Annotated in this window: 11 protein-coding genes, 7 tRNA genes, 3 rRNA genes and 1 pseudogene (1 of these 22 only partly in view); 4 read left to right on the top strand and 18 right to left on the bottom strand. The window is 40.0% G+C overall.

Translation table 11 applies throughout. From position 1 onward, the window contains the following. Positions 1-85 precede the first annotated feature (85 nt). The 3 genes from BR73_RS0102175 to BR73_RS0102165 all read right to left on the bottom strand — a co-directional run bounded on the left by BR73_RS0102175 (position 86) and on the right by BR73_RS0102165 (position 4,250). A complete protein-coding gene (locus tag BR73_RS0102175; protein ID WP_081848503.1) occupies positions 86-1,024 on the bottom strand; it encodes a GTP pyrophosphokinase family protein in 939 nt (312 codons plus the stop codon). Positions 1,025-1,359: 335 nt separating this feature from the next. Next, positions 1,360-3,732, bottom strand: a complete 2,373-nt coding sequence (locus BR73_RS0102170) for a YhgE/Pip domain-containing protein (protein ID WP_051684909.1) — start codon at positions 3,730-3,732, stop codon at positions 1,360-1,362. Next, the gene (locus tag BR73_RS0102165) at positions 3,723-4,250 is read right to left on the bottom strand and encodes an Rrf2 family transcriptional regulator (protein WP_033164212.1); all 528 of its coding nucleotides are present in this window, start codon (positions 4,248-4,250) and stop codon (positions 3,723-3,725) included. Before BR73_RS0102165 ends, BR73_RS0102170 begins: the two co-directional genes overlap by 10 nt. A gap of 575 nt (positions 4,251-4,825) precedes the next feature. Between BR73_RS0102165 and BR73_RS29750 the strand changes: the two are divergent. The 4 genes and pseudogenes from BR73_RS29750 to BR73_RS0102150 form a co-directional block, all read left to right on the top strand. Beyond that, a pseudogene (locus BR73_RS29750) lies at positions 4,826-4,972 on the top strand (helix-turn-helix domain-containing protein); the annotation flags it as partial. 192 nt (positions 4,973-5,164) lie between these two features. Further along, a complete protein-coding gene (locus BR73_RS0102160; protein WP_347463458.1) occupies positions 5,165-6,145 on the top strand; it encodes an IS30 family transposase in 981 nt (326 codons plus the stop codon). Between the two features lie 665 nt (positions 6,146-6,810). Further along, a complete protein-coding gene (locus BR73_RS0102155; protein ID WP_033164210.1) occupies positions 6,811-8,571 on the top strand; it encodes an ABC transporter ATP-binding protein in 1,761 nt (586 codons plus the stop codon). A 170-nt stretch (positions 8,572-8,741) separates the two neighbouring features. Beyond that, entirely contained in the window at positions 8,742-10,517 is a 1,776-nt protein-coding gene (locus BR73_RS0102150) for an ABC transporter ATP-binding protein (protein ID WP_033164209.1), read from the top strand. A gap of 465 nt (positions 10,518-10,982) precedes the next feature. On the opposite strand, the gene BR73_RS0102145 is transcribed toward BR73_RS0102150, so the two are convergent. The 15 genes from BR73_RS0102145 to BR73_RS0102075 form a co-directional block, all read right to left on the bottom strand. Further along, positions 10,983-12,428 (bottom strand): HAMP domain-containing sensor histidine kinase, encoded by a 1,446-nt coding sequence (locus BR73_RS0102145; RefSeq protein WP_051684908.1) that lies wholly within the window; start codon positions 12,426-12,428, stop codon positions 10,983-10,985. Further along, on the bottom strand, positions 12,418-13,101 hold the full coding sequence (locus BR73_RS0102140) for a response regulator transcription factor (protein WP_033164208.1): 684 nt from the start codon (positions 13,099-13,101) through the stop codon (positions 12,418-12,420). Before BR73_RS0102140 ends, BR73_RS0102145 begins: the two co-directional genes overlap by 11 nt. A gap of 644 nt (positions 13,102-13,745) precedes the next feature. Continuing rightward, the gene (gene tkt, locus BR73_RS0102135) at positions 13,746-15,731 is read right to left on the bottom strand and encodes a transketolase (RefSeq protein WP_033164207.1); all 1,986 of its coding nucleotides are present in this window, start codon (positions 15,729-15,731) and stop codon (positions 13,746-13,748) included. A 114-nt stretch (positions 15,732-15,845) separates the two neighbouring features. Beyond that, positions 15,846-16,499 carry a fructose-6-phosphate aldolase gene (fsa, locus tag BR73_RS0102130; protein ID WP_033164206.1) on the bottom strand — a complete coding sequence of 218 codons (654 nt, stop codon included), beginning with the start codon at positions 16,497-16,499 and terminating at the stop codon, positions 15,846-15,848. Positions 16,500-16,822: 323 nt separating this feature from the next. Beyond that, positions 16,823-17,845 (bottom strand): NADPH dehydrogenase NamA, encoded by a 1,023-nt coding sequence (namA, locus tag BR73_RS0102125; RefSeq protein ID WP_033164205.1) that lies wholly within the window; start codon positions 17,843-17,845, stop codon positions 16,823-16,825. A 530-nt stretch (positions 17,846-18,375) separates the two neighbouring features. Beyond that, positions 18,376-18,448, bottom strand: a tRNA-Lys gene (locus BR73_RS0102120). A 33-nt stretch (positions 18,449-18,481) separates the two neighbouring features. Then, a tRNA-Phe gene (locus BR73_RS0102115) sits at positions 18,482-18,554 on the bottom strand. 50 nt (positions 18,555-18,604) lie between these two features. Next, positions 18,605-18,678: transfer RNA gene (locus tag BR73_RS0102110), tRNA-Met, on the bottom strand. 29 nt (positions 18,679-18,707) lie between these two features. After that, positions 18,708-18,789 (bottom strand) — tRNA-Tyr (locus tag BR73_RS0102105). A 29-nt stretch (positions 18,790-18,818) separates the two neighbouring features. Further along, positions 18,819-18,891 (bottom strand) — tRNA-Thr (locus tag BR73_RS0102100). A gap of 14 nt (positions 18,892-18,905) precedes the next feature. Next, positions 18,906-18,978 (bottom strand) — tRNA-Val (locus BR73_RS0102095). Positions 18,979-18,992: 14 nt separating this feature from the next. Then, positions 18,993-19,066, bottom strand: a tRNA-Asp gene (locus BR73_RS0102090). Between the two features lie 49 nt (positions 19,067-19,115). Next, a 23S ribosomal RNA gene (locus BR73_RS0102085) occupies positions 19,116-22,025 on the bottom strand. Positions 22,026-22,384: 359 nt separating this feature from the next. After that, positions 22,385-22,502 (bottom strand): 5S ribosomal RNA (gene rrf / locus BR73_RS0102080). Between the two features lie 155 nt (positions 22,503-22,657). Further along, a 16S ribosomal RNA gene (locus BR73_RS0102075) occupies positions 22,658-23,087 on the bottom strand; it runs 1,104 nt beyond the window's last position. The 16S, 23S and 5S rRNA genes sit together here with 7 tRNA genes alongside, the layout of an rRNA operon.

Genomic DNA, 23,087 nt, shown 5'->3' with positions numbered 1-23,087 from the left:
ATGAACCGACCTCCCAAAGTTAGACCTAATAAATTAACTTTGGGAGGCAGGTTAAGGATTTCCTCAGGCTGTTTTATATCCGGTATTACATTTTATCCATTTCTTCGCTTATAACATTGTGTTTGAAGAATCGAAAAAATTTGCTTTTCTCTTTGACCTCGTCTTTCCCGGTATCAGGGGCAGCATCCGTTGCAGCTACTGCAGGGTTATCTACTTCCACTTCCTCAAACAATTCCTCATACATTTCATGTTTCTCTTCATATTCTGCACTATCCTTTAAGGTGCCTTGATCCTCCTGAATGATATCATCCTCGTCTATGACTGTTCCGTAGGATTCTCTGATCATATTCTGAAAGGATTCAGATACAACTTCCCTGTAGTGATCCATTTCACTGTCCGGATTGTACATCCTGATTTCTTCATTCAGGGACAGCATCTTGTGATCCAAAAAGGATACGATTTCTGCGCATTCCTTTAGTTCTTTGCTAATCCTCTCCGGTGCATTCCCTTCGAACTTATAATATATCTTATGTTCCAGGCTGGCCCAGAAATCCATGGCAATAGTACGAATCTGTATCTCTGCTTTTACATTGACCATGGTCTCAGAGAGATAGATGGGTACTGATATTATCATATGGTAACTTGTATATCCGTTAGGCTTGGGACACATCATATAATCCTTTACCTTCAGGACATTAACATCACTTTGTGCTGCAATAAGATCTGCAATACGGTAGATGTCGGAAGTAAAAGAACAAATAATGCGTATTCCTGCCACGTCATTTATATATTTAACGATATTCTCTACAGTTAATTCCCGGTTATTATGCCTTAGCTTTTTCGCTATACTTTGTGGAGATTTCATTCTGGAGGTTATGTGTTCTATGGGATTGTATTGATGATTCAGTTTAAATTCATTATTCAGTATTTCAAGCTTTGTATTGATTTCTTTCAAAGCAGAGTCATACATGAGCATTACTTTTTTCCACTCGTCTTCTTCACTATAAAAAATAGGTAAATCCATTTCCGTCCTCCTTAAACAAGGAAAAGTCAATCCCGCGTTGTTATCCCATGTTTAGAATATTTTACGATTAGTTGTATACTTACTGCAACTCCACTTCACCAATCATTTTACATTATAGCATAGAATTATGAACAATTTTTGAATATAGTGAAAATTAATAAAAACTTTATCATTTTTATATGTTTTTCTAACAATCTGAATGATTTTTATAGGAAATATGCATTATAACGGGAAAATAAGAATTCCTAACCAATGGTTTTTTAAACAGAAGTAAAGCTTCATGGCTTTTAAAAACCGATTAAAAGTCATGAAGCCTTCTTTCCTCAGATACTTAATTACAGACTTGAATTTACATAGGAGTAATCTGTATCCATAAGTTTCTGGTTATCATCTAACTGTGATACGCCATCCTTGCTAATCTTTTTTAATACTGTCATGGATACCAGTAAGAGAAGCGCTGATACCAATGCAATAAGCAATAATATAAATAAGCTGGTAACTAAAGTTCCTTCACCTAAACCGCCGCTTATAGCCTGACGGAAGGCATAGATAGAATATGTCATAGGAAGTACCGGGTGTATTGCCTGGAAGAACTTATCCGTTAACTGCATAGGGAAGGTTCCGCCTGCACCGGCAAGCTGAAGTACCAAAAGTATCATAGCTACAAAACGTCCGGGATTATCAAAGGCTACAGATAACAGCATAATCAGGAGCATATAGGCATTGGCTGTTATTATGGCTGTTATATAGTAATTTCCGGTCTCTACTGTAGTTACCCCTAACACATGCATAAAGCCTGCATCGATTACTGCCATTGCTGTTGCCGCAACGATACCTACGGATAATTTGGCAAGCCACCATTGTACTACAGGTTTACCTTTCATGGCAACTTTTCTGATAGGATAGATGAAGTTAAAGAGCATACATCCTACATACAGAGAAAGTGATAATACATAAGGAGCAAGTGCATGACCATAGTTGGGAACATCACTGTATAAGGTCTCTTCTGAAGTGCTAGGTGCTGCTATCATATCGATAGAATCATCAGAGACCGCAAAGGAATCAATGGTATCAGCACCCTCCTGTAAACCATCGGACAGTTTTCCTGCACCGTCGGATAAGTCTGTCAAGCCATCTCCCAACTGTTTGGAACCGTCTGCTAACTTAGCCGCACCGTCATGGATATCTTCTGCACCTTTTGCTATTTTATCCATACCTGTTGATAATTTATCATTATTCTCAGCAAGCTTATTAAGACCTGCTGTTAACTCCTTGCTGCCTCCGGCTATTTTGTCAATACCGTTGTTTAAATCTGTTGCTTTGGTATCTAACTGATCCAAGCCCTTTGTTAACTGATCCACTCCGTCGGTATAAGAGGTAACACCGGTTTCCAGGCTTTTCGCACCGGTAGCTAACTTACTGAGCCCCTCTGTCAAAGCAGGTGCCTGTGTAGAAATAGAACCAAAAGCTGTATCTAACTTAGAAGTACCCTCCACCAATGCAGGGGTTTTTTCTGCAAGCTGACCTAAACCACCGGATATCTGACTGGCTGCTGTGCCTACCGTTTCATAACCTGCCAGAAGTTTTGCGGCACTCTGAAGGAGAACTGCCTGCTGCTCCTTGGGTAATTGACTGAAAGTACTGTAATCAAGATACTTTGATACACCGTTTACCTGATCCTTTGAAGGTATTCCTGCTGCCAGTGCTTTTGCTCCGGTATTAAGGGTTGATACTGCACTGTTAACTGCTGTCATACCGTCAGCAAGCTGTTTTACACCTTCGGCATTTGAACTTAAAGAACCGATTGTGGTGCCAAGCTTTGTATTTAACTCTGAAACGCCGTCAGATACCAGTTTGGCACCATTCTTTAAGTCTTCGGAATTTGCATTTAAGGTATCTGCTCCTTCCGCTGCTTTCTTAACACCATTGGTATAAGTCTTGACACCAGCCTGATATTGTGCCAAGCCATCCTTTAAGGTAGAGGCTCCCTTATTAGCTGAGAGAACACCGTCCAGGTAAGTACTCAGGCCAAGACTTAGAGTATCCACACCGTCACTGAAAGTTAAGCTGGCTTTGGACAATTTATCAAGGTTGCTGTAAATTGTTTCATTGCCTTCCTTCAGTTTATCAGAACCGTCTTTAATCTGTGAGGAAGCATCTGCGGCTTCCGTAATCTTACCGCCCATATCTTCTACTTTATCAAAAATTGCAGATACATATGCCTTTGTTACTTTCTCTGAAACCTTAGTCTGCAGTTCCTTGATTGCCTGAACGCTTACTACTTTACCTAAATAATTCACACCGGCATTGGTTTCATAATTGATGACCATCTGTGTAGGAGCATCAGAGAGAACAGTTGCTGCATTGGCAGAAAAATTCTCCGGGAAAGTTACTATCATATAGTACTTCTTATCCTTTAATCCCTGCAGGGCTTCCTTAGAGTTTACAAAATGCCACTCAAGGCTCTCATCATCTTTTAACTCCTCCACTACATTTTCACCAACGGATAAAGTCTGGCCTTCAAACTCCACTGACTGATCCTGGTTTACAACTGCAATCGGAAGATTCTCAGCTTTACCATAGGGATCCCACATTGATCTTAAGAAAAAAGAAGCATACAACAAAGGTATACAACATATTACGATAAAAGATACCAGCAGCAGTTTATTTGCTTTAATCTTTTTCCATTCTGATTTTATCATTTCCATATATATTTATCCATCACCTTTCTGATCCATAAATCGAAGTCACTCCACTGTTCTGCCTTATTCCAGTTGATGGGCTGAATTTCCTTGCTGCCCAAGGTTTCCTGAAGTAGCTGGCTTACTGTTTTTGTTCTAAGTGCTTCCCTGTATAACATATCTGCTTCTGCAAAAGCATTTCTCATAACCACTGTACCCTGATTGGCAATGACCTGTATATCTTCAAATACCTGGTCAATAAGCCCTGATTCCGGATAAGTCGTTATTGTCCCTTCCAATGCTTCTACTATCTCTAACAGGTTTATGTCATCCGTATTTTTTGCCAGTGTAAATCCCCCATTATTACCGGATACTGAATTTACCAGTTTTGCTACTACCAGTTTTCGTATTATTTTCTTCGTATAAGTCAGGGAACCTTTCAGTCGTTTATGGATTTCCTCCGATGCTACGGGTATGGAGTGTTCCTGGGTTGCCAGTAATGCTATGATACAAACGGCTTGCTCGATTCCTCTGGTTAATTTCATTTTCTCATCTCCTTTATTGATATTTCATGTCCATTATAGACATTTCAAATCTACAATGGAATCATACTCTCCTTGGGCTAAAGTGTCAACAATCATTGTGACAAAATTTTTCATTTTAAATTGCATTTTTTATTCATTTTTACATGCAACTATTCTTTCATAGTCTGGCCACATCAGCTGCAAGTTCCGCATACCGCGAACTTACAGCATATTAGCAGGGGTGTGGTTACGAAAAAGCCTCTATTACAATAGATAACCTTATGAAGATATCCTTATCATAATTCTTGTTCTTATACATAAATTTGATTTAATTAACTACACTATGATTCCCCCCCCTATCCTCTTAGCTAACTTTTCATTGGTACTTCATTGAGAAAATTATGTTTAATACCCGTACCTGATATTTTCACCCATACATGTTTTGTTCTACATAATTATAAACATGGTGAATTGAAAAGTTAATTTCCAGTCCGTTCACCCTAAAACTGGAACTTAGTATTGCAAATTTACTGCCAGAAATTACTCTTGCAAACTATTCTGGTATGGTATATTTATGACTCAGCACCAGAGTCCGGATGGCGTGTTTCCAAGGAGAAAATACCATGGCAAAGAACACACATCTTACTCTTGATGAAAGAGCCACTATAGAAGTTTCCCTCAAACAAGGAGCTTCATTTACTGAGATTGGAAGAACACTAGAAAAAGATCCATCTACCATCTCAAAAGAAGTTAAGAACCATCGTCACACAGTTCGTAAAGATAGCTTTAATCCCTGTGCTAATCGCACAAACTGTTCTCATTTTGGGATGGCATGTAAACCATGCAAACACCCCTATAAAGGTTCTTGTAAGGGATGCCCCTATCGAAACTGTTATGAACATTGCCCTGACTTTATTGAACTCATTTGTCAGAAGTTGAATAAACCGCCCTACGTCTGCAACGGCTGCGATATCCGTATGCGCTGTAAACTGGAGCGCCATCTTTATGATGCCAAGAGTGCACAGAAAGAGTATGAAGCAACTCGTTCTGAGAGCCGTCAAGGGATAGCTGTTACTCCTTCAGAACTCAAGCGTATTGATGATATCATCTCACCTCTTATTAAGCAAGGGCAGTCTATACATATGATCTGCGTTAATAACGCCGATGACATCATGCTTGATGAAAAGACCATCTATAACTACATTGACGCAGGCCTCTTTTCAGTGGATAACATAGACCTTCCCAGAAAGGTTCGTTATCGCAGTCGCTCTCATAAGAAACATGTAAGGGTGGATAAGCAATGCCACTTAGGGCGTACTTATGAAGACTTTGAAGCCTACATTGCAGCGAATCCCGATGTCCCAATCGTTGAGATGGATTCGGTAGAAGGCCGTAAAGGTGGAAAAGTACTTCTTACCATCTACTTTAGAAACTGCAGTCTTATGCTTGCGTTTATCCGAGATACGAATACAGCCAGATCAGTAAGCGAAATATTTGATCAGTTATATAAGCTTCTTGGGCATGACACATTTACTAGCTTATTCCAGGTCATACTCACAGACCGGGGGAGTGAATTTACCAACCCTCTTGCGATTGAGTTTAATGCGAATAACGAACGTAGAACGCACGTATTCTACTGTGATCCCCAACGGTCTGACCAAAAAGGTGGATGCGAAGTAACGCACGAGATGATACGACGGGTACTGCCAAAGGGCACTTCATTTGATGGACTGGCTCAGGATGATATCACACTTATGATGAGTAATATCAATTCATACAATAGGAAAAAGCTGAACAACCAGTCCGCACACCAGCTGTTCAGCTTCCTTAATAGCGAGGAAACCCTTGAAAAGCTTAATATTAAGCTCATTCCCGCTAATGAGATTAATTTAACACCTCTGTTGCTGAAAAAGTAAAATAGCAGACGCCATTCGGATCAAATATGGAACCGTAGAGGGGTGGAATTTAATCTTGCGAAAAAGGAAGCTAAATTCGACCTCCGGTTAGCGTGAGCTCTTTTTCAAGAGGAAACAATCTCAAAAAAAGCATAACAGCTTTTGGAGTATAAAACAATTGGTTTGGCATAGTAAGTTCCAGTTATATAGATTTTTGCAATACTTACTTCCAAAATTTTAAAAACAATTTAGTTCTGCGGACTTTAGTATTGCAAGGAATATGATGAAACGGAAGTTAAATTTGCAAAATGGAACCTCGGATTCCAATTCAGCTAATTATAAACATCTGCTGTCTTTATTAATAAGAAAATTAATTTGTCCTTTAAAAATTCAATATTTTTTTAAATATATATTAAATTCATTCATTTTTTAGTTGACAAAAATTAGTAGTGTGATATAATGTGAAAAGACTATAAAAGAAAGAGAGGTAAATAATATGTTTAATCGTAACTTTGATGCTGCAGCCAATAATACAAATAATAATTTAACTTTTATTACCTCAACGCATACTTCTTTTATATAGTGCAGTCCCAATAATTGACTACACATGTAATATAATAAAGAATTTTTAATGCCGTGGTAATAGACCACGGCTATTTTTTGCCCAAAAATAGGGAGGAGGATTTATGAAACTATCAAAATATATCAAACGATACTGGTATATCTATGCCATTGCCATTGTCTGTATGACGATAAGCATCGCCCTGGATATGTTATCGCCACGAATTTTAAAGCTTATTATTGATGATGTTATAGTTGCCGGTAAGGTTGAGCTGCTTACCAGGCTTTTAATAACAATCTTTATGATTGGTGTGGGCAGAGCACTGTTCGGCTACTTCAAAGAGGTTCTCTTTGACTCAGTCAGTTCTAAGATCGGTGCAGACATCAGAAGAAACCTGTTCCGTCATGTCCAGAGCCTGTCCCTGGATTACTTTGATAAGAACAATACCGGAGAACTTATGTCCCGTCTAAAGGATGATGTAGATAAAGTCTGGTCAGGTGTTGGTTTTATCGGAATGCTCGTAGTAGAGGTTATCATACATACCTCACTGGTTCTTTACAGCATGTATACCCTAAGCCCCAAACTTACTGTTATTCCGCTGGTTGCAATGCCTATAGTTGCCTTTATTGCAATAAGGATGGAAAAGAAACTGGATAATGTCTATGAAGAAATCAGCGAAGAAAATGCTAAGTTAAATCTAGTGGCCCAGGAAAACCTGGCAGGTGTAAGAACCGTGAAAGCTTTTGCAAGAGAAAAATTTGAAATAGGCAAATTCCTTTCTCACAACAAACGTTATTATGAACTGAACATGAGACAGTCCAAGGTACTTATAAAATACAATCCCTTTTTCCAGTTCATAACCAGGCTTCTTCCGGTTATCGTTATAGTTGCCGGTGGTTTTCTGGTAATACAGGAAGACATAACCCTCGGTACACTCGGTGCCTTTGCAGAATATGCCAACAATATAGTATGGCCTATGGAATTACTGGGCTGGCTCTTTAACGACATGGCCTCAGCAGCTGCATCAACTAAGAGAATCAACAAAATAATGATAGAAAAACCTACGGTTATCAGCAAAGAGGATTCTATTCCCCTTGAAAAAGCTGCCGGTGATGTTGAATTTGAAAATGTTTCCTTTAACGTAAATGACACAACGGTTCTTAAAAATGTGAGTTTTCACTTAGAACCAGGTAAGACCCTTGGTATCATGGGTGCCACTGGCTCAGGTAAAACCTCTGTTATCAATCTGCTGCAGCGCTTTTATGAAACAACAGAAGGTAATATCAAGCTGGATGGTATCAATGTAAAGGATCTCTCCCTTTATGATTTAAGAAAGAATATGGCACTGGTTATGCAGGATGTATTCTTATTCTCAGATACTGTAAATGAAAATGTAAAGATGGGTCTGCGTCCCCAGTTAACGGATCAGGAAGTTATACATGCCACTATACAGGCACAGGCTTCTGATTTTATTGAGAAGATGGATGATCAGTATGATACTGTAATCGGTGAAAGAGGTGTTGGTCTTTCCGGTGGCCAGAAACAGCGAATCAGTATAGCAAGAGCTCTTGCAAAGAAAACACCAATTCTCATTATGGACGATTCAACCTCAGCCCTGGATATGGAAACTGAGCATCTTATACAGAAGAATTTAAATGATCTGGAGCATACGACTAAAATTGTTATCGCTCACAGAATATCAGCGGTCAGAAACGCCGATGAAATTATTTTCTTAGAAGACGGTGCAATTGCAGAAAGAGGTACCCACGAATCTCTCCTTGAGAAGAAGGGCTTATACTATCAGACTTATATGGCACAGTATGGTGACTATTTAACGGATAATTCTTTAAAGGAAGTAAAGAAGGATGCATCCCTGGTCATATAAAATTAATTATCAACACCTCTTAGCTCTTTCATATACAGGGCAAGGAGGTGTACAAAATCTGTTAAATGTATCAATTTTTAACTTAAATTATAGATGTTAATCAATTATATTTATCAGACAGGTTTATCTTAAACTCGCATGCGCCAAAAAAGCGCAGAAATGGAGGATTTATGTCAGTTAATGCAGTCAGGGTTGATGAGAATCTGGTCGGCCCCGGTAAAATAAATACTCTCTTAAGGCTCTTTCGCTATTTATTAGCCTATAAAAGAGAAATTATTGCCGTGCTGCTGATTATGGGCGGTACTGTAACCATCAGTCTATTAAACCCGCTTATAATAGAGCACGCAATCAATGTTAATATAGCAGGTAAGGATGTTAACGGCCTCATAAAGCTTGGTATAGCTGCGGCTGCCTTGAACATTACCTATATTCTGTTAGTAAAGCTTCGTATGTTCATTATGGCAAAGATAAGCAACACTGTTTTACTTAGCATAAGACAGGAGCTATACACCCACATCCAGAAGCTTAGTTTCAGCTTTTTTGACAGCCGCCCTACCGGTAAGATACTGGCACGCGTTATCGGTGATGTCAACTCCTTAAAGGATGTACTCACCAACAGTGTTACCACTCTTATTCCGGATTTTATAACCATAGTAGCAGTTGTGGTAATCATGATGGCAAAAAATTATAAGCTGGCCTTTGCAGCATTAATAAGCCTTCCCTTACTTATTGCCGGTATGTGGCTTATTCAGGTATACTCCCATGTCAGGTGGCAGACCTATCGAAAGAAGAATTCCAACCTGAATGCTTTTATCCATGAAGATTTATCCGGTATGCGTATTATCCAGAGCTTTACAGCGGAAAAGGAAACCTCCGATGCCTTTGACAGCATGCTCAATGAGCACAGAGGCTCCTTTATAAAGGCGATTCTCTTAAGTGATGCTTTTGGTCCTATTATAGACTTCTGCTGGGGTATCGGTACTGTTTCCCTCTTCTTTTTCGGTATAAAGATGACAGGTGATAATGTTACCCCCATTGGAACACTGATTGCCTTCAGTTCCTATATCTCCATGTTCTGGAGACCAATTATGAACCTGAGCAACTTTTATAACCAGCTGGTAACCAATATATCCGGTGCTGAACGTATCTTTGAGATTATGGACACCGCTCCTGATATCAACGATGAAAGTGATTCCAAGGAGCTTCCCCAGATCAAAGGAGAAGTACGTTTTGATCATGTGACCTTTGCATATGATAAAGATACACAGGTCCTAAATGATGTAAGCTTTCGAATCAAACCCGGTGAGACCATCGCTTTGGTTGGACCTACCGGCGCCGGCAAAACTACTGTAATTAACCTGATCAGCCGTTTTTATGATATACAAGAAGGTAATATCTATATTGACGGTAATAATATCCGTAATGTATCCATTGAAAGCTTACGTATGCAGATGGGTATTATGACACAGGATAATTTCCTGTTCTCCGGTACTATAAAGGATAATCTGAAATATGGTAAACTAGATGCAACCGATGAAGAAATTATCGCTGCCGCTAAATCCGTTAATGCCCATGATTTTATTATTAAAATGGAGAAAGGCTATGATACGGAATTAAAGGAAAGAGGCGCCGGGCTGTCTGCCGGGCAAAAGCAGCTCTTAGCCTTTGCCAGAACTATGGTATCCATGCCCAAAATACTTATACTTGATGAGGCAACCTCAAGTATTGATACACATACAGAATTACTGGTACAGCAAGGTATCGAAGTCCTCCTTAAGGGACGTACTTCCTTCGTTATAGCCCACCGCCTTTCCACTATACAGAAAGCTGACAGAATCTTTTACATCGATAATGGAGGCATTGTAGAAGAAGGAAGCCCGAAAGAACTTCTGGAAAAGAAAGGTGCTTATTACGAGCTATATATGGCTCAATTCAAGAATATTTAATAACACTAAACGCAATGGTTTCCGAATTGATCATCTCCTACGATGCAGCTTTTCATCAATTCAAAATACCGTTGAATATAAATTTGAGATATTTATTTAATATCACAGGGACGGCTAATTTATACTGCTGTTCCCTTCGGTAAGAGTTTTTAATTCTTATACTACCAGAACAGGAAGCAGCCTATACGTGTTGCTTCCTGTTTTCGTTTTTCTTACTGTTGTTTAATTTGTCCCCTGCTGCCCTGTTCTGATATAGCTAGGCAATCAGGCGTAAATTCAAGGATTTATGATTACATATAACAGGAAATGAGGAGTTCAGCCTCACATAGCAAGTCTTATTATGTAATAGGAACAAGTTCCTTATACAAAAACAATAAAATCTGCCAACAGGTATGAGCCTGTTGGCAGATTTTACTCCGCTGTGAACTGGTTTCGTTGATTTATTTTTATTTTATGGTTTATACATTAAAATCTTCTAGGCAGTGTTATGGTAAAGGTTGTCCCTTTTGTAAGCTGTGATCGTACTTTAATTTTACCAGTATGACCAAGTACAATCAGCTTTGCAATAGATAATCCCAAACCATGTCCGCCTATTTTAGCACCTCTGACCTGATCGGAACGATAGAATCGTTCAAATATATGCTCAACATCTTTTCTCGTCATGCCCATTCCGGTATCACTTACATTGATTACACAATCCCCGTCATCATCCTGACAGGTTATTGTTATGGTATCCCCTTCCTCAGAATATTTAACAGCATTGTCAATAAATATACGAATAGCCTGCTTAAGAGCCTGTTTGTCACCATATACCTCTACATCCTGCAGAATAGATGCTTCAATAACACGGTCTTTTACTACAAGCTTTGTCTCCTTTACCATTTCTTCCACAACATCGCACATGTTAAATCGCTGTTTGTCCAACTTAAGGGTTTTCTTATCATGCCTTGAAAGAAAAAGTAATTTCTCTACAAGATCCTGCATTGCTTTGGCTTCATTATTGATGGCATCTATGGATTCCAGCATTACTTCCTCATTACTTGTTCCCCATCTGTTTAACAGGTTGGCATAACCCTGTATAACAGCTATAGGCGTACGAAGCTCATGAGAGGCATCGGATACAAATTGCTTCTGACTTTCATAGGATATTTCCAAACGATCCAGCATATTGTTTATTACTACTGCAAGATCCTTTAATTCATTTTTCGTACCTTCCACATTAAGCCGCCTGCTGCCAAGATTATTAACTGTAAGCCGGTTTGCAGTCTCTGACATCTCAAATATAGGCTCCAGTAAAGTCCTGTCACTTTTTTTGCCAAAATGGGTAATAACATATACCAATAATAAATACAACAAACCAACGCAGAGTAAGAGCATATTTAATTCCTTTAAACTGGCGGCAAGGTCATACTGAAATAGTATATCAACTGAAGCTCCGTTAACAACTACCTCCTTATGCTCTTCTACTATAACGGCCAGGTCGCTTTCATCAAAAACTCCACTGATATAAATAGAATCAAAAAGCTTTTTCTCTCCCGAAAGATCCTTATCCAGGTTGTTAAAAAGAATAACTCCGCTATTATTATCTACTGCTTTATAATGAATCCCAAGAAGATCAAAAGTACTGTCGTTATTACTGGCATTTTCCTCAGGAAAACCTTCTTCTACTGCTTCTCCCAGTATTACCTCCGCCCTTTCATGCATCTGGAGCTTCTCACCCCACAGAAACAGAAGGGAGAAGAAACATAAAAACAAGACACCATTTATTATTAGTAGCTTCAGGTAATGAAGGGAAATACGAAAAGCAATGGAAAAGCGAAAATTCCCCAGCCAGACTTCCCGCTTCTTTCGAAAAGGAAGTACGATCCTTATAAGAAACTGCCTTAAGGATTCTTTAAAATTAACCTTCATCTTTAATAATGTAACCTACCCCTCTCACCGTGTTGATAAGACGTATACCGTACTTATCATCAATTTTCTGTCTCAGGTAGCGGATATATACATCTACTACGTTGGTATCTCCCAGGTATTCATAGTCCCATACATTATTCAATAACTGCTCTCTGGTAATCGCGATGTTCTTATTTCTGATAAGATACTCTAATAATTCATACTCCTTCTTGGTCAGTACCAGCTCGTCGTCACCATAAAAAGCACTGTGGCCGGACAGATTAAGCTTTAGTTTTCCAATTTTGAGTATATCCTGTTTGGGCTGTACCTGCTTTGTATGGCGATTTAGGGCTACTCTTATCCTGGCCAATAGTTCCTCAATGGCAAACGGCTTAGTCATATAGTCATCGGCTCCTATATCAAGTCCGGCTACCTTATCTGTAACATCATCTTTGGCAGTAAGCATTATAACCGGAACATCTGATTCCATACGAATCCTTCTGCATACCTCAATACCGCTGATACCGGGAAGCATAATATCCAGCAGAACCAGACTTACATCCTTTTGAAGAGCCTTCTCAAGACCTGTCCTGCCATCAGCAGCAATTTCCACCTCATAACCTTCATATTTTAATTCAAGCTCAACAAAGCGGGCTATTTTACTTTCATCTTCAACTATTAATATTTTAGGCATATACTACCCTCCTGTATATTATTCCATCTAAACCCATTCTATCTGTAAAAATAGCTATTTGCAATAACTTAATATTAAAATTCTATTAGAATTCAAAGGTTTAGCAATATTAAATTATAAACACTAAAAAAGATAGGAACGATAAAAAATATTAATACTTTAAGGGGATAAGTAAATATAGATACAAGTCATTAAGATTATGAGTTATTAAAAGATTACGAGTTATTAAAAGATTGAGTCATTAAAAGATCGGGTCATTAAAAGATCGGCTCATTAAAAGCATATAAGCCTTTAAATAATTGATGTATAATTTTAACTGAAAAAGCACAAGTGGTAATAGTAACACTTACAAGCTGCTATATGCAATCAAGGGATTATAACCGATTAAAAGCTACGAGTGATTATGCTTTACAAATATGTAATAAAGGCACCCACAATAAAACATTATCATGGATGCCCTGGAATTAATATTAATTTATTATTTTGGATATACATTTCTATTGCTTGGCTGCAACTGAATATTCATTATTCTAAAATCAAATAACCAATATACCAGACTCAGACTCCGTAAACAGCGACCTTTGTTCAGGTTCCGTACTAGCCTTATATTAATGTCTGTATTTTAAATAATTATCTTCTAATACTTATAAAACAGACTTAACAGCTGCAACTACATTTTCGGTTGTAAAACCAAATTTCTTGAATAACAGGCCAGCTGGCGCGGAAGCACCAAAACCTTTCATTGTAACAGTAGTACCGTCAAGACCTACATATTTACCCCAGCCAAAATCAATTGCTGCTTCAACGGCTACTCTGGCTCTGACATTCTTAGGAAGTATACTTTCCTTATATTCCTTGCTCTGCTCTTCAAAAAGATCAATTGAAGGAACACTAACAACTCTTACATCAATTCCTTCTTTTTTCAACTCTTCCTTTGCATTTACACTGATCTCAACTTCAGAACCACTTGCCATAATAATAGCATCCGGTACTTCCTTCTCGGAAGGAGCAATGATATATGCACCCTTTAAAGCTTCTTTACTGGAACCTTCATACTGTGGCAGATTCTGACGTGTCAGAACAAGGGCAGTAGGAGTTTTCTTTGAGGTAATTGCATAATACCATCCAGCTATTGTCTCTGTAGCATCTGCAGGTCTGAATACAGTAAAGTTAGGCATGGCACGGAGCATAGCAAGCTGCTCGATAGGCTCATGTGTAGGTCCGTCTTCTCCAACACCGATACTGTCATGTGTAAGAACGAAGGTTAATGGAAGTCCCATTAAAGAAGAAAGCCTGGCCATAGGTTTTACGTAATCACTGAATACAAAGAAAGTAGATACATATGCTTTTAAACCGCCATGAAGTGCAAGACCGTTACCAATAGCTGCCATAGCAAGCTCTCTAACTCCAAAATGCAGATTACGTCCGGAATAATCCTCACGGGAGAAATCTCCTGCATCCTTCATATATGTCTTAGTGGAAGGAGCTAAATCTGCAGAACCTCCGATAAAACCAGGAATAATATCTTTCAAACGGTTAATAATCATACCAGATAAATTTCTGGTAGCATCCGGTTTATCAGGATATGCCCAGAACTCCTCATTCTCTAAGAGGTCTTCAGCAATAGCCTCATTGTGATACTTATCCCAGAGTTCTTTTAATTCTGGGTAAGCCTTAGCATAACTGCTAAGAAGCTCGTTCCAGTCAGCTTCTGCTTTTTCACTCTTTTTATTAACTTCCTCTATATGCTTATACACTTCTGCAGGAACATGGAAATCCTTATCTGCAGGGAATCCTAATTTTTCTTTTAATGCCTTAACGTTATCTGCTCCAAGAGGCTCACCATGTGCACTAGCCATTCCTTCTCTGGGGGAACCATAACCAATTCTTGTCTTAACCGTAATTAAAGTAGGTCTGGTAGTATCAGCCTTTGCTGCCGTAATAGCAGCACCTATCTCCTCAAGATTATTACCGTCTTCTACAACCAGTGTCTGGAAGCCAAATGCTTCAAATCTCTTAGAAACATCTTCTCTAAATGCTATTTCAGTATCACCCTCTATAGATATCTTGTTAGAATCATAAAGAACAATTAACTTACTAAGGCCTAAGGTTCCTGCTAAGGACATAGACTCATAGGATATACCTTCCATCATGCAGCCGTCGCCACCTAAAACATAGGTATAGTGGTCAACTATAGGATAATTTTCTTTATTAAATTTAGCTGACAGATGAGCTTCAGCCATTGCCATACCAACTGCCATTGCCATACCAGCCCCAAGAGGTCCTGTAGTAGCCTCTATACCAACAGTATGACCATATTCAGGATGGCCCGGTGTAAGGGAATCCAACTGTCTGAAAGATGCCAGATCTTCAACAGATAAACCGCCATATCCGAATAAATGGAGCAGAGAGTAAAGAAGTGCAGAACCATGACCACCTGACAGGATAAAACGGTCCCTGTTTGTCCACTTAGGGTTCTTAGGATTGTGATTCATGTGCTTGGCCCATACCTCATATGCCATAGCTGCTGCACCAAGTGGCAGACCAGGATGTCCTGAATTCGCTTTCTGTACTGCATCCGCTGCTAATACGCGCAGTGAATTAACTGACAATGTATCAATATTACTCATTTTTGTCCTCCTAAATCCTTGTTAATCTCCAAAACCTCTTTTTTCCTTTTTGGAAATTTTATTATATTCAAAAGACTATTATTTAGTCCCTATTGAATTACCTCTAACTCTGTTTTATTCACCAAAAACTGCTCTATAATCCTTCTGAAACTTTTCAATTCCCTGATCTGTTAAGGGATGCTTTGTACACTGCTCAATAACACTGTAAGGTACTGTAGCTATGTGAGCACCAGCCAGTGCACAGTCAGTTACATGAATAGGGTTTCTTACACTGGCAGCAATAATTTCAGACTGCAGATTATAGATTTCAAAAATATCTGCAATGGTTCTGATTAAATCAATACCAGGTGATGAAATATCATCTAAACGGCCCAGAAAAGGAGATACATATGTTGCGCCTGCTCTGGCTGCAAGTAATGCCTGGTTTGCAGTAAATATAAGCGTTACGTTTGTTTTAATTCCTTCCGAAGAAAGAACTTTTGTAGCTTTAAGGCCTTCCACTGTCATTGGTATCTTAACAACCATGTTTGGATGAATCTTTGCAATCTCTCTGCCTTCCGCTATCATTCCTTCCGCATCTACAGTAGTAGCCTTTACTTCTCCGCTAATTGGTCCGTCTACGATTGAAGTAATTTCTTTAATAACCTCTACGAAATCTCTTCCTTCTTTTGCAATGAGTGATGGATTGGTAGTTACTCCACAGATTACACCCATTTCATTTGCTTTCTTAATGTCCTCAACATTCGCTGTGTCAATAAAAAATTTCATAAGACAATCCTCCGTTCAGTTTACCATTTTAGGTATGTACTGATTTGCTAAATTATTTTAGATACTTGTAAACAAATTAACTTAAACCGTTCTAAATCCAATCACATACATAAATATACTATAATATAAGCAGTAATGCAATAGTTTAATGACAAAACTTTATCTGGATTTAAAAAACAAAAAAATTCTTTAAGAAATATCTAAATTATTTTATATTTTATTGTCTTTTTCTTAACAATTATTTCATTGAGCCTCATTAAGTGAAGCATATCTATTAAAAACCTGTACCTATATTTATATAGATATAAATAAATATACTAAAATTAAAATATGTTAAAACTCCTTAGATACTGTTTAGGATATTCATATGGTATCCTCTTTTCCCTTGCAGTATTTAACACCCAATAAGGATTTCTTAACAATTCCCTTCCAATAGCAATCAGATCTGCTCTTTTATTTGCCAGGATCTCTTCTGCAAGATCCGGAGTATTAATTAATCCAACAGCTATTACAGGCATAGAACAGCTATTTCTTAAATAGCTGGCAGCCTCTACCTGATATCCTGGATAAGTGTCTATCTCAGCATGGGCTACACCACCTGAACTAACGTGTATGATATCAAATAAAGTATTGAATTCTTTCAAGATATCACTCATAAATTCTGGTGTCATTCCACCTTGAAGATAATCATCAGCTGAAACTCTGACAATAACAGGTTTTTCCTTAGGCCAGACCTCTCTTACAGCCTCCAGTATTTCCTTAAGGAAACGTCCATTATTTACAGCATTGCCGTTATAATCATCATCACGCTTATTAGATACAGGGGATAAAAATTCACTTATAAGATAACCATGTGCCCCATGTATTTCTATGGCATCAAATCCTGCCTTATCAGCTCTTATGGCAGCCATTTTAAATTCTTTGGCAACTACTTCAATCTCAGATATTGTTAATTCATGAGGAACCTGGCTCTTATCATCAAAAGCTATAGCACTGGGAGCGACGATTCTTTCATTAGGGGCTGTACACTTACGTCCGGCATGTCCTAACTGAATTGCTACTTTACTACCATGTTCATGACAACTTTCTACTATCTGCTTTAATCCAGAGATTTGTCCATCTTCCCACAAACCAAGATCTTTATCAGTTATTCGTCCATTAGGTGAAACTGCAGTAGCCTCGAGTATTATTAAACCTACACCACCTACTGCCCTGGTGACATAATGTGTAAAATGAAATTCATTTGCATACCCTGTTTCATCTGATGAATACATGCACATAGGCGGCATAACTACTTTATTCTTTAACAACAGGTCTTTTATCTTGTATTCTTCAAAAATCTTCATTGTATACCTCCTGTTATTTATAAATCATTAAGAATGTTCTGGTTACATGAATTACACGATATAAACGGATCTAGATAATTAAATCTCATAAATCCATACTATAATAATTATACACTAAATAAATATAAATTAACATTACTATTTAGCTCATAAGCTATTTTCTCTATACTGTTGCATTATAAGTATCTGAACAGTCCATCAAAAGTAAAATTTAATAAAACATTTACTTAGCTCCCTTATTAGTTTTCATACGAGGCAACTAAAGGCAGCTGCAAAAAGTATACAATAATATTTTTTAAATGCCAATGATTAAATATTGAATAAAGGTGAAGTAAAGAAATTATAAGATATAATTATATAAAATTGAATTACAATATAGACTCTATAATTACAATAGACTATAAGATATTACAAAAAATCCACTGTAAGGTAATTTACAGTGGATTTTATCAACTTTTCGTTTATAATTTGTGGATAAGTTTATTATTTATTTTATAAATAACGTTCTTAACTTGTATATAAACTAATTATGAGACATCCGGGATTCGAACCCGGGACACCTTGATTAAAAGTCAAGTGCTCTACCGACTGAGCTAATATCCCAAATTTACTGAATCAAAAAAATCCAATAAAAAATGCCCAGAGCCGGAATCGAACCAGCGACACGAGGATTTTCAGTCCTCTGCTCTACCGACTGAGCTATCTGGGCAAGGCCAACATCATTGACTCAATTACTTTCGAAAACTACACGTTTTCGGATTGCGGGGACAGGATTTGAACCTATGACCTTCGGGTTATGAGCCCGACGAGCTTCCAGACTGCTCCACCCCGCGATATTATTTTTTAATTATTTTGAAACAAATGGATGGAGAAGGATTCGAACCTTCGAAAGCGTCGCTAACAGATTTACAGTCTGCCCCCTTTGGCCACTCGGGAATCCATCCATATTTATTAGTAAGTGTTTTCACACTCAAGCCGACGATCGGACTCGAACCGATAACCTGCTGATTACAAGTCAGCTGCTCTGCCAATTGAGCCACGTCGGCATTTTTTAGGTAAATGGGACCTATAGGGCTCGAACCTATGACCCTCTGCTTGTAAGGCAGATGCTCTCCCAGCTGAGCTAAGATCCCATATTTATTACCAACGACCCGGAAGGGACTCGAACCCTCGACCTCCGCCGTGACAGGGCGGCGCTCTAACCAACTGAGCCACCGGGCCAATACTTGACATTCACTTACACATTAATTCATCCGATAAAAACCATTTTTAGGTCAAGCCCTCGACCTATTAGTATTAGTCAGCTGCATGTGTTACCACACTTCCACCTCTAACCTATCCACCTGATCGTCTTTCAGGGGTCTTACTGCATTCGCATGGGATATCTTATCTTAAGGGGGGCTTCACGCTTAGATGCCTTCAGCGTTTATCCCGTCCCGACTTGGCTACTCGGCCATGCACTTGGCAGTGCAACCGATACACCAGAGGTCAGTCCAACCCGGTCCTCTCGTACTAAGGTCAGCTCCTCTCAAATATCCTACGCCCGCGCCGGATAGGGACCGAACTGTCTCACGACGTTCTGAACCCAGCTCGCGTACCGCTTTAATGGGCGAACAGCCCAACCCTTGGGACCTAATACAGCCCCAGGATGCGATGAGCCGACATCGAGGTGCCAAACCACTCCGTCGATGTGAACTCTTGGGAGTGATAAGCCTGTTATCCCCAGGGTAGCTTTTATCCGTTGAGCGATGGCAATCCCACTTTATACCACCGGATCACTAAGTCCTACTTTCGTACCTGCTCCACCCGTCGGTGTCGCAGTCAAGCCCTCTTATGCCTTTGCACTCTTCGGATGGTTTCCGTCCATCCTGAGAGGACCTTTGAGCGCCTCCGATACCCTTTCGGAGGCGACCGCCCCAGTCAAACTCCCCACCTGACATTGTCCACTGCCCGGATCACGGGCACATGTTAGAAACCCAGTACTGCAAGGGTGGTATCCCAACAACGGCTCTGCGGCAACCGGAGTCACCGCTTCTTAGCCTCCCACCTATCCTGTGCATGCAATACCGAATCCCAGTATCAAGCTAGAGTAAAGCTCCATGGGGTCTTTCCGTCCTGGCGCAGGTAACCAGCATCTTCACTGGTATTTCAATTTCACCGGGTGCATTGTCGAGACAGTGCCCAAATCATTACGCCTTTCGTGCGGGTCGGAACTTACCCGACAAGGAATTTCGCTACCTTAGGACCGTTATAGTTACGGCCGCCGTTTACTGGGGCTTAAGTTCAACGCTTCGGGTTACCCCTAACATCTCCCCTTAACCTTCCAGCACCGGGCAGGCGTCAGCCCATATACTTCACCTTACGGTTTTGCATAGACCTGTGTTTTTGCTAAACAGTTGCTTGGGCCAATTCTCTGCGGCCTGTATTTCTACAGGCACCCCTTCTCCCGAAGTTACGGGGTCATTTTGCCGAGTTCCTTAACAATGCTTCTCCCGTCGGCCTTAGGATTCTCTCCTCATCCACCTGTGTCGGTTTACGGTACGGGCTTATAAAAAACAATAGCGGCTTTTCTTGGCAGTGCCTCCATCAGCTTCCCTACTTATATTTCGGTCCACATCACGTCTTCCCATTATGGAACGGTTTTTCCTGCTCCACTGGTACCTCGCTTGTACCGGGTATTCCTCACCCGGCCCTGACTTTGTCTCTGCGTCCCCACAGTTCTGTTTTTATAAGGTACAGGAATTTCAACCTGTTGTCCATCGACTACGTCTTTCGACCTCGCCTTAGGTCCCGACTTACCCAGAGCAGATCAGCTTTACTCTGGAAACCTTAGATATTCGGCCTGAAAGATTCTCACTTTCATCTCGCTACTCATTCCGGCATTCTCTCTTCTTATCCCTCCACGGCTCCTTACGGTACCGCTTCGTCGGTATTAAGAATGCTCCTCTACCACAGTAGTTATCGTTAGATTACTACTATCCACAGCTTCGGTGTCGTGTTTTAGCCCCGGACATTTTCGGCGCAGGACCTCTCGACTAGTGAGCTATTACGCACTCTTTTAATGTGTGGCTGCTTCTAAGCCAACATCCTAGTTGTTTTCGAAATCCCACATCCTTTTCCACTTAACACGCACTTTGGGACCTTAGCTGGTGGTCTGGGCTTTTTCCCTTTTGACTACCCAACTTATCTCGTGTAGTCTGACTCCTGGTCATCATCTGTATGGCATTCGGAGTTTGATAATCTTCGGTAAGCTTTGACGCCCCCTAGGATATTCAGTGCTCTACCTCCATCAGACTAAACCAAGGCTAGCCCTAAAGCTATTTCGAGGAGAACCAGCTATCTCCGGGTTCGATTGGAATTTCTCCCCTACCCACACCTCATCACCACCCTTTTCAACGGATGTGTGTTCGGTCCTCCACCGCCTTTTACGGCAGCTTCAACCTGGACATGGGTAGATCACCCGGTTTCGGGTCTACTTTTACTGACTGATATTCGCCCTATTCAGACTTGGTTTCCCTTCGGCTCCGAGTCTTAAACTCTTAACCTTGCCAGTAAACGTAACTCGCCGGACCGTTCTACAAAAAGTACGCGGTCCACCTGTAAATAGGTGTTCCACAGCTTGTAAACACAGGGTTTCAGGTTCTCTTTCACTCCCCTCCCGGGGTTCTTTTCACCTTTCCTTCACAGTACTATGCACTATCGGTCACTAAGTAGTATTTAGCCTTGGGGGGTGGTCCCCCCGAGTTCCCACAAGGTTTCTCGTGTCTCGTGGTACTTCGGATCCCGCTCGCTGACTTCCGGTTTCGCATACGAGGCTTTCACTCTCTTTGGCTGGCTTTCCCAAAACCATTCTGCTACCTTTCATCTCACTTGTTGCGGTCCATAACCCCAGAGGATAAATCCTCTGGTTTAGGCTCTTTCCATTTCGCTCGCCACTACTCTGGAAATCGAGTTTTCTTTCTCTTCCTCCGGGTACTTAGATGTTTCAGTTCCCCGGGTTCCCTCTATTAAGCTATGTATTCACTTAATAGTAACGGAGGTTTGCTCCGTCAGGTTTCCCCATTCAGAAATCTGCGGGTCAAAGGATATTTGCTCCTCACCGCAGCTTATCGCAGCTTATCACGTCTTTCATCGGCTCTTAGTGCCAAGGCATCCACCCTGCGCTCTTATTAGCTTGACCTATGATTTCTGTTCTAAGAACATAAATCTCGCCTGTCTAGCGTGACAGGTTTTGGTCTTTAAAAATTGTTATTTTTCGGATGTCGTATAATCTTCTTATTTAAAATTAAACTTAAAGATTAACTTCATATATAATGTGCAGTTGTCAATGTACTCGACTGATTGCATGGCTTATTTCATACCATACTTTTTAACCAGTCATTACATATAAGTTGTTTTAACTTATATCTAATCACTGGTTAAACCAACAAATTGAACAGTCAATTTATAAGTTTTAACACACCAGTAAAATCTATAGAAACAGTTCTCACCGTTATTTTCAACTTTACCTTATGATTAGTACCTATTTTCTTATTTATAATCCGGCAGCCACCTGCTCTCCCATACCGTCTCCAGTATAGTACCATCGGCCGCTTACGTCTTAACCATCGTGTTCGGGATGGGAACGGGTGTGTCCCATAAGCGCATCGCCACCGGAAATCTTTCGTTATCTTTTCCCGTAGGGCCAGGTCTTAAATAATAACACATTTAATTTTAAATGTCAACCTGTTTTTTATATAATTGTTACTCTTTTTGAATAACAATTATATTTTGATAACTCAACAGTAAAACAACCCTTACTTACTTCCTTAGAAAGGAGGTGATCCAGCCGCACCTTCCGATACGGCTACCTTGTTACGACTTCACCCCAGTTATTGAACCTGCCTTCGGCTGCTCCCTCCTTGCGGTTGGGTCACAGACTTCGGGCATTTCCAACTCCCATGGTGTGACGGGCGGTGTGTACAAGACCCGGGAACGTATTCACCGCGACATTCTGATTCGCGATTACTAGCGATTCCAGCTTCATGTAGTCGAGTTGCAGACTACAATCCGAACTGAGATGACCTTTTTGGGATTTGCTCACTCTCACGAGGCTGCTTCCCTTTGTAGTCACCATTGTAGCACGTGTGTAGCCCAGATCATAAGGGGCATGATGATTTGACGTCATCCCCGCCTTCCTCCAGGTTATCCCTGGCAGTCTCCCTAGAGTGCCCGGCCGAACCGCTGGCTACTAAGGATAAGG

This window comes from Clostridium sp. KNHs205, assembly GCF_000702945.1.
Classification (GTDB): domain Bacteria; phylum Bacillota; class Clostridia; order Lachnospirales; family Lachnospiraceae; genus Anaerocolumna.
This window is presented reverse-complemented; position numbering and strand designations above follow the sequence as displayed.